This window comes from Chryseobacterium sp. 3008163, assembly GCF_003669035.1.
Classification (GTDB): Bacteria; Bacteroidota; Bacteroidia; order Flavobacteriales; family Weeksellaceae; genus Chryseobacterium.
This window is the reverse complement of the sequence record NZ_CP033070.1, coordinates 2,629,037-2,643,026: the sequence shown is the minus strand read 5'-3', so window position 1 is coordinate 2,643,026 and position 13,990 is coordinate 2,629,037. Positions and strand designations below refer to the sequence as shown.

Annotated in this window: 14 protein-coding genes and 1 pseudogene; 11 read left to right on the top strand and 4 right to left on the bottom strand. The window is 35.2% G+C overall.

Going from position 1 to position 13,990, the window contains the following annotated elements; translation table 11 throughout:
* Positions 1–67: 67 nt before the first annotated feature.
* Positions 68–2,596: a DUF5686 family protein gene (locus tag EAG08_RS12020; protein ID WP_228446543.1), complete on the top strand. Its 2,529-nt coding sequence runs from the start codon at positions 68–70 to the stop codon at positions 2,594–2,596.
* A 180-nt stretch (positions 2,597–2,776) separates the two neighbouring features.
* Positions 2,777–3,577 (top strand): T9SS-dependent choice-of-anchor J family protein, encoded by an 801-nt coding sequence (locus tag EAG08_RS12015; protein ID WP_129535641.1) that lies wholly within the window; start codon positions 2,777–2,779, stop codon positions 3,575–3,577.
* Between the two features lie 62 nt (positions 3,578–3,639).
* On the opposite strand, the gene rpmA is transcribed toward EAG08_RS12015, so the two are convergent.
* Together rpmA and rplU are read right to left on the bottom strand one after the other, a co-directional pair.
* A complete protein-coding gene (rpmA, locus tag EAG08_RS12010; protein ID WP_129535640.1) occupies positions 3,640–3,897 on the bottom strand; it encodes a 50S ribosomal protein L27 in 258 nt (85 codons plus the stop codon).
* Positions 3,898–3,925: 28 nt separating this feature from the next.
* Positions 3,926–4,302: pseudogene (gene rplU / locus EAG08_RS12005) on the bottom strand (50S ribosomal protein L21).
* Positions 4,303–4,483: 181 nt separating this feature from the next.
* Here rplU and EAG08_RS12000 point away from each other — a divergent pair.
* Positions 4,484–5,362: a metalloprotease gene (locus EAG08_RS12000; RefSeq protein ID WP_129535639.1), complete on the top strand. Its 879-nt coding sequence runs from the start codon at positions 4,484–4,486 to the stop codon at positions 5,360–5,362.
* A gap of 112 nt (positions 5,363–5,474) precedes the next feature.
* The gene (locus tag EAG08_RS11995; RefSeq protein ID WP_129535638.1) at positions 5,475–6,563 is read left to right on the top strand and encodes an acyltransferase family protein; all 1,089 of its coding nucleotides are present in this window, start codon (positions 5,475–5,477) and stop codon (positions 6,561–6,563) included.
* A 38-nt stretch (positions 6,564–6,601) separates the two neighbouring features.
* On the opposite strand, the gene EAG08_RS11990 is transcribed toward EAG08_RS11995, so the two are convergent.
* Entirely contained in the window at positions 6,602–6,844 is a 243-nt protein-coding gene (locus EAG08_RS11990) for a hypothetical protein (RefSeq protein WP_129535637.1), read from the bottom strand.
* A 137-nt stretch (positions 6,845–6,981) separates the two neighbouring features.
* On the opposite strand from EAG08_RS11990, the gene EAG08_RS11985 reads away from it, so the two are divergent.
* The 5 genes from EAG08_RS11985 to EAG08_RS11965 all read left to right on the top strand — a co-directional run bounded on the left by EAG08_RS11985 (position 6,982) and on the right by EAG08_RS11965 (position 11,504).
* The gene (locus EAG08_RS11985; RefSeq protein ID WP_129535636.1) at positions 6,982–7,563 is read left to right on the top strand and encodes a tRNA-(ms[2]io[6]A)-hydroxylase; all 582 of its coding nucleotides are present in this window, start codon (positions 6,982–6,984) and stop codon (positions 7,561–7,563) included.
* Between the two features lie 9 nt (positions 7,564–7,572).
* A complete protein-coding gene (locus tag EAG08_RS11980; RefSeq protein WP_129535635.1) occupies positions 7,573–8,190 on the top strand; it encodes a DUF502 domain-containing protein in 618 nt (205 codons plus the stop codon).
* Between the two features lie 75 nt (positions 8,191–8,265).
* The gene (locus EAG08_RS11975; protein ID WP_317126272.1) at positions 8,266–9,258 is read left to right on the top strand and encodes a DsbA family protein; all 993 of its coding nucleotides are present in this window, start codon (positions 8,266–8,268) and stop codon (positions 9,256–9,258) included.
* A gap of 1 nt (position 9,259) precedes the next feature.
* Entirely contained in the window at positions 9,260–10,345 is a 1,086-nt protein-coding gene (locus EAG08_RS11970) for an FAD-dependent oxidoreductase (protein ID WP_129535634.1), read from the top strand.
* A 1-nt stretch (position 10,346) separates the two neighbouring features.
* Positions 10,347–11,504 (top strand): pyridoxal phosphate-dependent aminotransferase, encoded by a 1,158-nt coding sequence (locus EAG08_RS11965; protein ID WP_129535633.1) that lies wholly within the window; start codon positions 10,347–10,349, stop codon positions 11,502–11,504.
* A gap of 113 nt (positions 11,505–11,617) precedes the next feature.
* On the opposite strand, the gene EAG08_RS11960 is transcribed toward EAG08_RS11965, so the two are convergent.
* Positions 11,618–12,817, bottom strand: a complete 1,200-nt coding sequence (locus EAG08_RS11960; protein WP_129535632.1) for a PQQ-dependent sugar dehydrogenase — start codon at positions 12,815–12,817, stop codon at positions 11,618–11,620.
* A 108-nt stretch (positions 12,818–12,925) separates the two neighbouring features.
* Between EAG08_RS11960 and EAG08_RS11955 the strand changes: the two genes are divergently transcribed.
* Both EAG08_RS11955 and EAG08_RS11950 read left to right on the top strand, forming a co-directional pair.
* Positions 12,926–13,297, top strand: a complete 372-nt coding sequence (locus tag EAG08_RS11955) for a BlaI/MecI/CopY family transcriptional regulator (RefSeq protein ID WP_129535631.1) — start codon at positions 12,926–12,928, stop codon at positions 13,295–13,297.
* A gap of 2 nt (positions 13,298–13,299) precedes the next feature.
* The gene (locus tag EAG08_RS11950; protein ID WP_129535630.1) at positions 13,300–13,971 is read left to right on the top strand and encodes a M56 family metallopeptidase; all 672 of its coding nucleotides are present in this window, start codon (positions 13,300–13,302) and stop codon (positions 13,969–13,971) included.
* The last annotated feature ends 19 nt before the right edge of the window (positions 13,972–13,990 follow it).

Here is a 13,990-nt window from a genome sequence, read left to right as displayed (position 1 = left end):
AAAAAAACTTTTAAATTTTAATCATAAACAGCACAATTTTTGTTTAGCTAAATGCTTGAAGATACGAATGATGTCAACCAATCAATTTAAATACGGTTTCCTTTATATTTCCCTTTTTATAACCAGTCTTTTTCATGCTCAAAACACAGCAAACGGAAAGATTGTAGATAACAAAAACAACAAAGAGATTAGCGCAGTTGAAATCTTTATCAACGACAGCAATACTCCCATTCTTACTACTACTTCAGGAAGCTTCAGCGTGAAATCTGACAGCATTATTTACAAACTTAAATTTCAGAAAAAAAACTATGCTTTAGAAAGTGTAGATATTACTGCAGACAAAAACAGCAATCTGATCATTAAATTATCTTCTGAAAAAGTAAGCAGCATCGAAGAAGTTGTTATCCACAACGAGAAAACAAAATTTAAGAATAAGAAAGAAAATCCCGCATACCGAATCATGCAGGAAGTCTGGAAACGCAAGAGAAACAACGGTCTTGATAAATTTGACACTTACACTTACAAAGAATATGAGAAGATTCAGTTTGACGCCAACAATCTTGACAGTGCTTTCATGCATAGAAAAATCTTCAACAAATTAGATTTTATCTTTGATTACGCCGATTCTACAGCAAGAGGAAAAATGGCGTTGCCTATTTTCTTAAATGAATCTATCTACAACCATTTCGGAGAAAACAAACCGAACAAGAAAACAAAAAAACTTTTAGTTGCTCAAAAAACATCCGGATTTCAGGATAATCAGGTGATTGCGATTACCGCTAAAAATCTTTATCGTGACATCAATATTTACGATAATACTTTAAATTATTTTGACATTGGATTTCCAAGTCCGGTGGGGACGGATGGTTTTAGCACGTATGATTACAACTTGACTGACACAGTTTCCATTCGTGGAGAACAAGCCTACAAAATACGTTATCAGCCGAGAAGAACTGAGGTTTTGGCTTTTCAGGGATACCTTTATATTGACACCGATTCTTATGCGGTTTTAGAAGCTAGCTTAAAGTCGACCAATAAAATCAATGTCAATTTCATCAATTCCATTTCAACAGAACTGGAATACGACAATCCTGATGATGAAACATTTTTACCTAAAAAATACGTCACCGAAATTGAAATGACACCTTTCTCAAAAAAGAAAAGTGCCAAAAGCATTATTGCCAAGCGTTCTGTAGACTATTCTGAATATGATTTTAATAAACCTTTAGCAGACACTATTTTCACAAGAAGAAAAGAAGAGTATGATGACCATTTTGTGGATAAAGATGATGCTTTTTGGGTAAAAGCAAGACCCGATTCACTTTCAAAACAAGAAAAAGGAGTTTATGAAATGCTGGACAAGCTGCAACAAACGCCTAAATTCAACAGAATTTTAAAGCTTACAGAAACATTAGCTTCAAGATATTATAACGTTACAAAAGGCATCGATTTAGGTCCCATCACCTCTGTTTACGGGAAAAATGATGTGGAAGGTGACAGAATAAGATTAGGAGCAAGAACCTACTTTGGACAGAACGATCCTTGGAGAATTGAATTTTACAACGCCTATGGCTTTAAAGATCAGCAATTCAAATACGGTGTGGAAGGACGATATATGTTCAACAGAGTCAACCGTTTTATGATAGGAGGCGGGACCAAAAGAGACATTACCCAACTTGGAGTACAGCTAACGACAGAAGACGGAATTTTATCGCGTTCTTTCGCTTCTTCAACCGTTTTCGCGAGAGGAGAAAACGCTTCTTTAAGTTCGGTTAACCAAACGAGTTTTTTCACGTCTATTGAGCCTTGGAAAAACTTTCAGATACGAGTTGACGGAACGATGCAAAGCATTAAATCTGCCAATCCATCAGGTTTTAGTTTGATGTATTACAGAAATGGTGTATTGAGGAAAACAACGATTGATTCGCACGTTACTGTTAGTTTAATTGCAAGACCAGGCGCTACGTTTTCTCAAACCGGAGTCGACCGTTACGAACATGGAACTTTGGCACCGACGATTGTTTTAAAATATACGAGAGGTATTGATGGATTATTTAATGCCGATTTCAATTATAATAAATTGCAGTTTATGTTTTACAAACCTGTACTTCTGGGAAGTTGGGGAAAAACATTGCTGAATTTTGAAGCAGGAAAAAACTTTGATACCGTTCCTTTGGCATTGCAAAACATTATTCCGGGAAACCAGTCGTACGGAATTGTTCCAAATACTTTTGCTCAGTTAAATTATTATGAATTTGTTGCCGATACTTATTCTACCCTTCACATCGAACATCATTTTAACGGTAAAATTCTTTCATTTATCCCTTTAATCAAGAAACTGAAGCTGAGAGAAGTTGCATTCATCAGAGGCGCTTACGGATCTTTGAGCGACGCGTCAAAAAACATCAATGTTGAAAATTTAAAATATTCCGCACCGGATCAGCAAGTTTATTACGAATACGGTTTTGGTATTGAAAACATCGGTTTTGGAAACATCAGAATCTTCCGTGTAGATTTCAACTGGAGAGGAAATTACCTTGACCGTCCGGATGCTTCTAAGTTTGGAATTAAGGCTGGTTTCCAGTTTGGTTTTTAAAAAATATGACTGGTTCTGAAAGTCTAGTCTAAAAGGATATAGATAATAAAAACTCTGGGCAAAACTTTTGCTCAGAGTTTTTTACAGGTTTTCGTTTGATTTCCAGAACCTTAACTCTGTTAATAATTGATGTTTTTCGTTTTAATTATGTATATTCGATAAAACTTTAAATTAATTATCATGAAAAAACTATTTATTCCCTTTGTTTTATTAGGAGTATCTCTTAATGCTCAAATCACAACATTTCCTTGGACAGAAACCTTTGAAACCAGCTCTACAACAGCAGCGGCATGGACAAAAATTTATGAATCAGGAACACAGGAATGGAGTAATGTTGCCACTGCATATTATGGTTATACAACGGGTGCGCATCAAGGAGATCTAATGGCAGAGTTTGACATAGACTCATTTGACGGAGATGCAACGAAGTATGTAAGCCCTATTTTAAATTTATCTTCTGTAAACAGTCCTACATTAGAATTCTATTACCGAAACAAAGATTGGGGTGGCGATCAAAATGAACTTAAAGTTTATTACAGAACCTCAACTACCGGAACTTGGACATTAATTACAACTTTCAACAGTAGCATCAGCGATTGGACTAATTCCGGCACATTAACATTACCTTCGCCCTCAGCAACTTATCAAATTGCATTGGAAGGCGTTGCTTGGTATGGATGCTCAATTAATGTTGATGATGTTTTAGTAAAAAGTGGAATACTATCAACTTCAGAGTTTGACAAGAAGAAGAACACATTCAAAGTATATCCGAATCCAACATCTGATTTTATTAATATCAAATCAGAAAAAAGAATTTCAGAAGTGTTAATATTTGATTTAGCAGGAAAACGAATGAATCAAATTAAAGAAGACAATAATGAAGTGAAAATTCCTGTTCATCAATTACCTACAGGAACTTATATTATTCAAATAAAGAATACAGAAGGAATACTCAATTCTCAAAAATTTATTAAAAAATAAATAATAACAAAAAATCCTCAACAAAAATGCTGAGGATTTTATTTTTATAAAACGCTTATTAATTATGCGTTTGGCTCAATAGATACGTAAGATCTGTTGTTTGCTTTCTTTCTGAAAACTACTTTACCGTCAACAAGTGCGTGCAAAGTGTGATCTTTACCCATACCCACATTGTTACCTGGGTGGTGCTGAGTACCTCTTTGTCTGATAATAATGTTACCAGCAATAGCGTCTTGTCCTCCGAAAATCTTCACACCTAATCTTTTAGAATGAGATTCTCTACCGTTTTTGGAACTACCAACTCCTTTCTTGTGTGCCATTTTATTTTAAGGTTTTTTGGTTTAACAATTATTCTGCGCTTTCAGCGTCAGCTTTTTTAGTTGTTTTTTTAGCAGGCTTCTCTGCTTTTTTACTGTCAAATCCTGTAATACCAGTGATTTTGATCTGAGTTAAAGATTGTCTGTGACCATTTTTAACTTCATAACCTTTTCTTCTTTTCTTTTGAAGATGATTACTTTATCAGCTTTTACGTGGTCAAGGATCTCTGCCTCTACAGTGATACCGCTTACAGCTGGGGCGCCTACAGTGATTGCTCCGTTTACAGTAAGAAGAATTTTATCGAAAGATACTTTTCCTCCTTTATCTCCTTTCAAACGGTTCACAAACAACTTCTGGTCTTGCTCAACTTTATATTGAAGCCCTGCTATTTCTACAATTGCAAACATTGTCTATAAATTTTTAGTTAATTCGAGGTGCAAATATAAGAATATTTTTCTAATTATCTTACTATCAAAACAATCTTTTTGACATTTATAAAATTAACTATGCTGTAAATAATTTTCAATTAAAAAAATGTCTTAAAATAAGTTAAAATCAATAATTTCGTTATCACCAAATTTTATTGATATGAAAATAAAACTCTATTTCCCGATTATTACGGGAGCTATTGCTGTACTATCTCTAGCAGCATGTAATGATGACTCATTAGAAAACGTAGATCCGCAACAGGAAAACCTAAAAATCGAGCAACCCAATGCTTTAGAAAAAGTTTGTTATTATGTAGATCAGTATTGGAGTTCTAATGCCGTATTGACGACATCTTTACCTACTTCTACAGACACCAACTTTATGAATTCGCAAATGACTAAAATTGCAAGTCTGTGGGGAAGGAGCAACCCAACGTTGAGATTTGTAAATGATCCGTCGAACCCAAATTCCACTTATAATGCAATTTCTTATTCCACAGGAAAAATTTATTATGGATACGCCATTTATGCAGATGCAAAAAATAAAGGCGGAAATATTGTCAATGCAATGATTCTAGCTCACGAATATGGTCATCAGCTGCAATATATCTTCGGCTTGCCTTCTGTAAGTGAGTCAACTGCAAGACCCAATGAATTGGAAGCAGACGGTTTCGCCGGATATTATTTAAGAAGGCCGAACGGATATAACCAAACAACCTTTGCCCAGATTGCTACAGCTTATGAATTTGCACAAAGCATCGGTGATTATCAGACAACAAGCGCAGGACATCATGGTACACCTCCGCAGAGAAGATCTGCAGTTCGTTTAGGATTTTTATTAGGACAGTACGACCTTACAGCTTCTTCGTTTGATTACAACTTCTTCTATTATTATCAGGGAGTTCTGAACGGAACTTACAAAATGGGGAAAAACTCTCAAAATCCTGAAATCGATGCTTACATGAGTAAATATATTGATGAGTTGAGAAAAATTCAAAGCGGAGAAATTTCTGCAGAAGAATTTAAAAACCTTCAATAAACTCACTTTTAAAATATATTCACCAAAGAGGTAAAACATCATTCTTGCCTCTTTTTCTTTGTATAAAATATTCACAAAGTTTAATTACTTTTGAAATATCGTATACACTAACATGAACAGAGATCTCTATATCGATTTTGCGAAAGGTTTGGCCACGCTTTCCATTATATTTATTCATACCGCATTTTGGTCGGGACAGTTTTACATTATTCCTGAGATCAGAGTTTTTTCTTTGGTTTTTGATGTTGCTCTGTTTTATGCTTTAAGTGGAATCACTTCAGGTTCGAATATTGAAAAAACGCTTTACAGATTACTGAAGCTTCAGATTACCTACATGATTTTTGTAACACTTCTGTTCTTTCTAGATTATTTCTTCAAAATTTTCGGGCTCACATTTTTCTCGCTCGAATGGCTTCAGAGCTTCTACTCTACTTTTGGTTCAAAGTATTCGGCGACGAGTATTTCAACGGCGCCACAGTGGCAGAATTTAGGAAACTGGTATCTCCATGAATATTCAAATGCAGACACTTTTCCGGTGGTGATGGGAAGTTTTTGGTATTTAAAAGTTTACTTTATATTGACTGTTTTCGGAGTTTTAATTTTAAGATTTTTCCCGAAACACGTCAATTGGTTTATCGGTATTTGCATTGCTTCAACTTTACTGTTTAATATTTTCCCTGAAATATATCCAACCGGACAAGTCGGTTATGTCGCTTTTTATATGACGGTTTTCCTTATCGGAAACAGAATGCGAGGCAAAACCATCCCTACCAAAATGATTCCTGTACTTTACGGATTGGTGGCAGCAGCTTTGGTCTGGATGTTTTGGTATTTCGGAGACGAAGTGTTTTTTAAAATCAACAAAAAGAAATTCCCGCCGCAAACTGCATATATCATTTGGACTTTCTTCTCACTGACTACTTTATTTGTACTATATAATCGATTAAAAATCACCAAAGAAAATTTCGTCACTCATATCGGTAAAAATGCTATTTTCTTTTATTTCGGTCAGGGAATCAGTTCGTCGTTGGTTTATTTTCTGGTTGTTCCAATGAAAGAATCGATGCCTTGGTGGGTGTTGATGGTTATTATTTACATCATTAATGTGATTTTAGCTTTCATCATTGCAACAGGTTTGAAAAAATTTGATACTTTGGGATGGAATATTTTAGAATTTTTGCGAAAAAAAACCGCTCAGTAAATTACTGAGCGGCAATATTTTAATTTGTTTTCTAAAACTTAATCTCTTCTTGTTCGTCCTCCTCCTCTCACAAGCAATGCGATAATGACGATAAGAACAACTCCTCCGATGATAAGATAAGTAGGATCCATGTACCATTCTTCAGTTGTAGTGGTCGTTGTAGATGTATTGACTTTGTTATCAGGACCCGAATCCTGAGCAAATGAGATGACACTGAAAAATAATGCCATCATAGTAAATGCAAACTTTTGTAAATTTTTTCTAATTGATAAAGTATTCATGATTTAAGGTTTTAATGTTAAACCTTTTAAATCCAACTCTATGCCACGGATGATTACAGCTATAAAAATTCACAAATAGAAATTTAGCATGATTAAATGTTAATTTTATTAATTAAATTTACCAAAATTTTTAAATCATGTTTAAGTTGAAACTTCCTACCGATCCAAGGTGGGCAAACATTGCAGAGGATAACATTCAGGAAATTTTAACCGATCATGCTTGGTGTGAGCAAAAAGCTGCTACCAATGCGATCGGATTGATCACTATGCTTCCGGAGCGTCCGGACATCGTGACGGAACTTTTGGCAATTGCTCAGGAAGAACTAGAACATTTCGGTCAGGTTTTAGAGATTATCAAGAAACGTGGTTACACTTTTGGCCGTACAAGAAAAGACGATTACGTCAACGAACTGGTGAATTTTATCCAAAAAGGAGGTCACAGAGACACGATGATTGTTGATAAAATGCTTTTTGCTGCGATGATTGAAGCGAGAAGCTGTGAGAGATTTAAAGTTTTAACAGAAAATATAAAGGACGAAGAACTCAAAGTATTCTATAAAGAACTGATGATTTCTGAAGCCAATCATTATACAACATTTATCGGTTTTGCAAGAGAACTAGGCGATCCTGATCAGGTAAATAAACGATGGGAAGAATGGCTGGAATATGAAGCCAAAATCATCAAATCTTACGGTAACAAAGAAACTATACACGGCTAAAAAATCCCATTGAAAAAACTTACCTTTGAAAATATCACTAATTTTTTTCTGAAAAATTTCTTTCAGGGATTATTAATCATTGGCCCTATCGGGTTGACGATTTTTGTGATCTGGTATGTGATTTCATCTGTTGACAACATTATTCCATCTGTTGCAAAACAAATTCCGGGATTGGTTTTTGTGTCTACAATTCTCGTGACCGCATTATTAGGATATTTGGGAAACAAATTTGTGGTCGGGCGCTTTTTTGTGGATGCCATTGACCGCATTTTAGAAAGAACTCCCGGTATTAAACATATTTATTCGCCTACAAAAGATGTAATGTCTTCATTCGTAGGCGATAAGAAAAAATTCAGTGATCCAGTCTGGGTTAAAACCAATGAAAACCCAGAGATTTGGAGAATTGGTTTTTTGACGCAGAAAGACATGTCAGATGTTCACAAGCATGATTTCGTTGCGGTATATCTTCCGCATTCTTATGCAATTTCCGGTTGGGTAATCATAACCGCAGAAAAAAACATCAAACCCGTAGTGGGAATGACTGCAGCCACAGCAATGAAATTTGCGGTAAGCGGCGGTGTGGCAGGTTTCCATTCAGACGACAACGTATTTAAAGCTCCAGAGTAGAATTAACTTAATATCAGTAGATTTGATGTCCTATCATTTCTTTCTTTATATTATGTTAAATCAAAATACTTTACAATGGATACAGCTCTCATGACAGTTCTGTCTATACTTCTTAATTTTATTAATGCTAATCATTTTAATACTATGAATAATAATCCTCTTCTTAATTGTGACTACGAAAAAGGTGTGTGCGAAATTCTTGAAACACCCGCTGACGAATCTTCTTCTGCTGAATTTACAACAGAAAAAACAGATAAAATCAAAATCATTTACTATACAGACCCTATTTGCTCATCATGTTGGGGAATTGAAGCTCAGCTTAGAAAATTTAAATTAGAATATGGCGATGCCGTAGAGATCGATTACAGAATGGGCGGACTTTTGCCTTCTTGGGACATCTACAATTCCGGTGGAATAAGCAAGCCGAGCGATGTTGCAGGACATTGGGAAGAAGTAAGCCCTCACTACAAAATGCCAATCGACGGCGGAGTTTGGATTGAAGATCCTTTAAACTCATCTTATCCTCCTTCAATCGCTTTCAAAGCAGCACAAATGCAGGATGAAAAGAAAGCCATTGTGTTTTTAAGAATTCTCCGTGAAATGGTTTTCTTGGATAAATTAAATATCACAAAAGATGAACATTTAGAAAAAGCAGCAGCGTTAGCAAAATTAGATGTTGCACAATGGAAAGAAGATTATGAATCTAAAGCTCAAATCGAGTTTAAAAAAGATCTTGATCTTGGAAAACAATTGGGCGTAAGAGGATTTCCTACTTTGATCTTCGTGAAAGATGATGAAATGCTTGATGTTTTGTATGGTTTTAAACCCTACGAAGAATTTGAGAAAAGAGTCAAAAAGATCGATCCCAAAGCTAAGAAAAAAGAATATTCTTCAGAATGGCAAAATTTGTTTGCGGTTTACCCTACACTTACCACTCAGGAATTTGCGGTACTATCTAATAATTCGTTTGAAAAATCTCAGGAGTTTTTATTAAATCTAAGCACTGAAAATAAATTGGAGCGTAAGAAAATCAAAAATGGTGATCTTTGGATTTTAAATTCTAATTAAAATGAGCAAAGTTGCAATTATCGGAGCCGGTGTTTCAGGATTGAGCATGGCCAATTATTTAGAAAAAAATAATCTCGATTACCATCTTTACGAAAGACGAACAAAAGATGACTTGAAAGGTCACGGATTTATCCTGCCAAAAGAAGGAATCGAATATCTTTCGGAAATCATTGACATCAACGACCTTTACACCAAAGGAAGTTTTCTGAAAAAATACATTCACTACTGCCACAACGGAAATGTTCTTTCAGAAAAAGATCTGGATAACGTTTTTGTGATTTCAAGAAGTACTTTGATTGAAGTTTTAAGCCAAAATATTCCTGCAGACAAAATTTTTTACAGAAATACACTTAATCTGACAGGCTTTTCAGATGGAAAAGCCGAACTTGAATTTGAAGATCACACAAAGCTACAGGCCGATGTTGTGATTGCATCCGACGGTTCAAGAAGCAGAATCAGAAGAGCAATCTTTCAGGATGAAGTGATGAAGGCGGTGAGAGAAAATGAAGTCGTGAACATCATCGAAAATGAAGAAATTGCCAGCCAGATCGAAGGTAACTTTCATAAATTTCACCATGAAGACGGCGGATTGACTTTCGGAGTTTTAAAACTGTCTCCTACCAAGATTTTATGGTATTGTCAGTTTGACATCACCCGTTATTTCATTAATGAAGATTATACGGCAGATTGCATCAAGCAATTTATGCTTGACAATTTCGGAGACTGGAATCCTTTGGTTTCATCGATTGTGAAAGAATCAAGCTACGATAACGCTCACATCTGGAGAGTATATGAATTGGAAAAACTCAATCCTTTTCATTATAAAAATATTGCATTTTTAGGTGACGCAGCGCATCCATTAATTCCTTTTACAAGCCAAGGTGTAACCTCAGCTTTGAAAGATTCTTATATTCTGACGCAGCTTTTACTCGAAAACAAAGACTTGAAGGAAACTTTCCAAAAATATGAAGAGGAAAGAAAACCTGAGATAGAAATACACATCAAAAACGGTAGAATATTGCTTGAGCAGTTTTTATTACCTGTCAGTGAACAACCAAAAGACTCCTTACCAATCTCTTACAAATAATATGTTTAACAATACTGATATAAATTTTGAGGCTCTCAAAAAAAAGGCCTACAACGGAAGATGGGCAACTTTAGAAGACGGAATTATTCCTCTTACCGCTGCTGATCCGGATTTCAGAATGTCTACCGAGATCGAGCAAGGCATTATTGAATATATTAAAGACGGATATTTGAGCTACGGCCCATTTTCTGGATTACCTGAGTTTAAAAAAAGCGTTTCAGAACATTTCAATACAGGAAAAAACGGAAATTTCACTCCCGAAAATGTATTGGCTGTCAACAGTGCTGCGATGGGAATGTTTATGGTTGCCAAATACGTTCTAAATCCCGGCGACGAAGCGATTATCTTTGATCCGGTTGATTTTTTATTTAAAAAAACGGTCGATGCAGTTGGCGGAGTTTTAAAACTATGTCCGGTCGATTCTCAGACAGGAGATATTGATTTTGAGATGTTGGTTTCATTAATTGGTCCTAAAACAAAAATGATCAGTATTTGCAACCCTCACAATCCGGTTGGACGAGTTTATTCAAAAGAAATTTTAAAGAAAATCTCTGAAATTGCAGCAGCTCATGATCTTTGGGTGATGAGTGATGAAATATGGAGCGATATTGTTTACGATAAAAGAGAATTCAATACATACTCATCCGTTTCTGAAGAAGCGAAAAAGAAAAGTTTCACCGTATTCGGATTTTCAAAATCATTTGGAATTGCAGGGTTAAGAATTGGTGCCGTTTTATGCAATGACCAGGAATTATTGGACGATTTCACAGAAAAATCTCACTTTAATTCTACGATTGAAGGTGTTTCTACTTTATCTCAAATCGCAGCAAGTGTGGCAATTGACCGAGCAAAACCTTGGTTTAATGATTTCCTAACGCATTTGCAGCACAACAGAGATTTAGCTCACAGCATTCTAAGTAATTCAGGAATTTTAACTCCAAATCTTCCTGAAGCCACGTTTGTTATTTTTCCAAAAATTGAAAACGGAATGTCGAGCGACCAGTTTGCTCAACACGTTTTAAAGCAAGGAAAAGTGGCCGTTGTTCCCGGTTCTGAACGCTGGTTTGGAAAAGGAGCAGAAGGTCACATCAGAATATGCTTCTCTACTTCTAGAGAAATTTTGGAAGAAGGATTGAACAGGATTATTAAAAGTTTTTAGAATACAATAAATAGGCGACAAAATTTGTCGCCTATTTTCTATCATAATGTTATTGATAGGATTGCATCCTATCCTCTGTTAGATCATCCCTTTTGGACTTTCTCACTTCGAATTTATTTTTTTGAAATCTTGTACAGTTTTCCGCTGTCGGTAATACCATAAAGATTTCCGTCAGAACCATTCAAAACATCTCTGAATCTTTCTTTTTGGTCTAAAAGCAATCGTTCTTCTCCTACAACTTTATTGTCTTTCATCACAATTCTGTTAATGTGTTGTCCGCTCAAACAGGCTATGAATAGATTGTTTTTCCATTCTTCAATATTTCCTGTGTAGAAAGTCACTCCACTTGGTGAAACTACGGGATCCCAATAGTAAACTGGCTGTTCAGTTCCTTCTTTCTGTGTCGTTCCATTGTTGATTTTTTCTCCCGAATATTCAATTCCGTAGGTTACATCTCCCCAACCGTAATTTTTTCCTGGCTGGATTAAATTAATTTCATCTCCACCTCGTGGTCCCATTTCAATATCCCAAAGCTGACCTTTTTCGTCTAAAGCCAAACCTTGAGGACTTCTGATTCCGAAAGCATAAATTTCAGGTTTATAACCATCTTTTCCAATAAACGGATTTCCCGGAGCTGGTTTTCCGTCTTTGGTGATTTTTAAAATTTTACCTAAATAATTATCTGTTTTCTGAGCATAAACTCTTGTCTGCTTATCTGATCTTTCACCCGTACTTACAAACAAACTTCCATCTTTGTCAAATTGAAGACGACTTCCGTAATGTTTATCACCATCATAAGAAGGCGTTGCCCGAAAAATGACTTTAACCTCAGAGATATTTTTCAAATCTGTCGAAAGTTTTCCTTTTGCAACTGAAGTCAAGTTTCCATCTCCGAAAGGTTCAGAATAACAGAAATAAATTATGCTGTTCGTTTTAAAGTCTGGATCCAAAGCCACATCGAGCATTCCGCCCTGTCCTTTATCATCCACTTTAGGAAATCCTTCAATCTTGGAAATTTGTTTTCCATCAGTTGAAACGACATTGATAAAGCCTGATTTTTCGGTAATTAAAAACTTTCCGTCTGGTAAATTTACAATCCCCCATGGTCTACCTAAATCTTTAGTTAGAATTTCTACATTGTAAGGAGTTGATGTTTTTACGGGACTTATTCTTGTTTGTCCTTCAAAAGAAGGCTTGTAGCTTGTATTTGCTTTTTCTTCTTTCGCTGATGGTTCGCTTGGTTTGCCTTTTCCCTGACACGAAACAATCATTGTTGCCGAAGCTAATAAAATGGGTAATAATAACTTTTTCATAAATAATATTTAAGTGGTCATGAGATGAGTGTAAAAATAATGCCATAAAAAATTGCAGAATTAAATTTTTATTCTACATTTGTAGAGCAAAATAGAAATACGTAGAACATGAAAGAAATAAAACTGACAGATTCTGAAGAAGTGATTATGGAAATGCTTTGGGAAAAACAAAAGCTTTTCATGAAAGAAATTCTGGAATCTTACCCTGCACCAAAACCTGCATCAACAACGGTAGCAACTTTACTCAAAAGAATGCAGAATAAAGATTTAGTAGGCTACACCTTATATGGAAATTCACGCGAATACTTTCCAAAAGTTGCGAAAAGTGAATATTTCAAAGAAGAAATGACTTCTATGATTGACCGTTTTTTTAACAGCTCGGTGACACAGTTTGCATCGTTTTTTACCTCAAACACTAAATTGAGTCAGAAGCAGTTGAAAGAACTTCGTGAAATTATCGACAAAGAAATAAAAGAATAGCCATGGAAACGATCATTCTAAAAATAATTCTGTGTTCAGGAATTGTGCTTGGACTCTACTATTTATTTCTGGCAAAAGAGAAAACATTGACCTTCAACCGCTTTTATTTATTGTTGGGGCTTATTTTCTCCTACTCAATTCCTTTTGTGACGATTGAAACCAAGGAAATTGTAAAGAACAAACCAGTTCTGTTGATTGAGCAGGAAATTCCACAACAGATTTTGCAGAATTCTACTACAATGCAGGCGGAAACGTTCGATTACACTCAATTATTGCAGATCATTTATTTCGTAATCTCAGGAATATTGATTGCAAAAATGCTGTATTCAATACTAAAAATTAAAACACTTAAAGGCCGGAAAATCATTTATCAGAACCGAAATGTCATTTTGCTTAAAAAAGAGATTACGCCGTTTAGTTTTTTGAATACAATTTATCTTTCCGAAAAGTATTTTAAGGATCAAAAAATTGACGAAAGAATATTTCTTCACGAGGAAATTCATGTAAAACAAAAGCATTCATTCGATGTATTACTGATCGAAGTTGTAAAGGCTTTTTCGTGGTTCAATCCTTTCATTTACTTTTATAAAAATGTGATGATTACCAATCATGAATTTTTGGCAGATGAAGAAGTTATTATCAAAATGAAAACATTAAAAACTATCAGGAACTGATTCTGAATGAAGTTCTGAA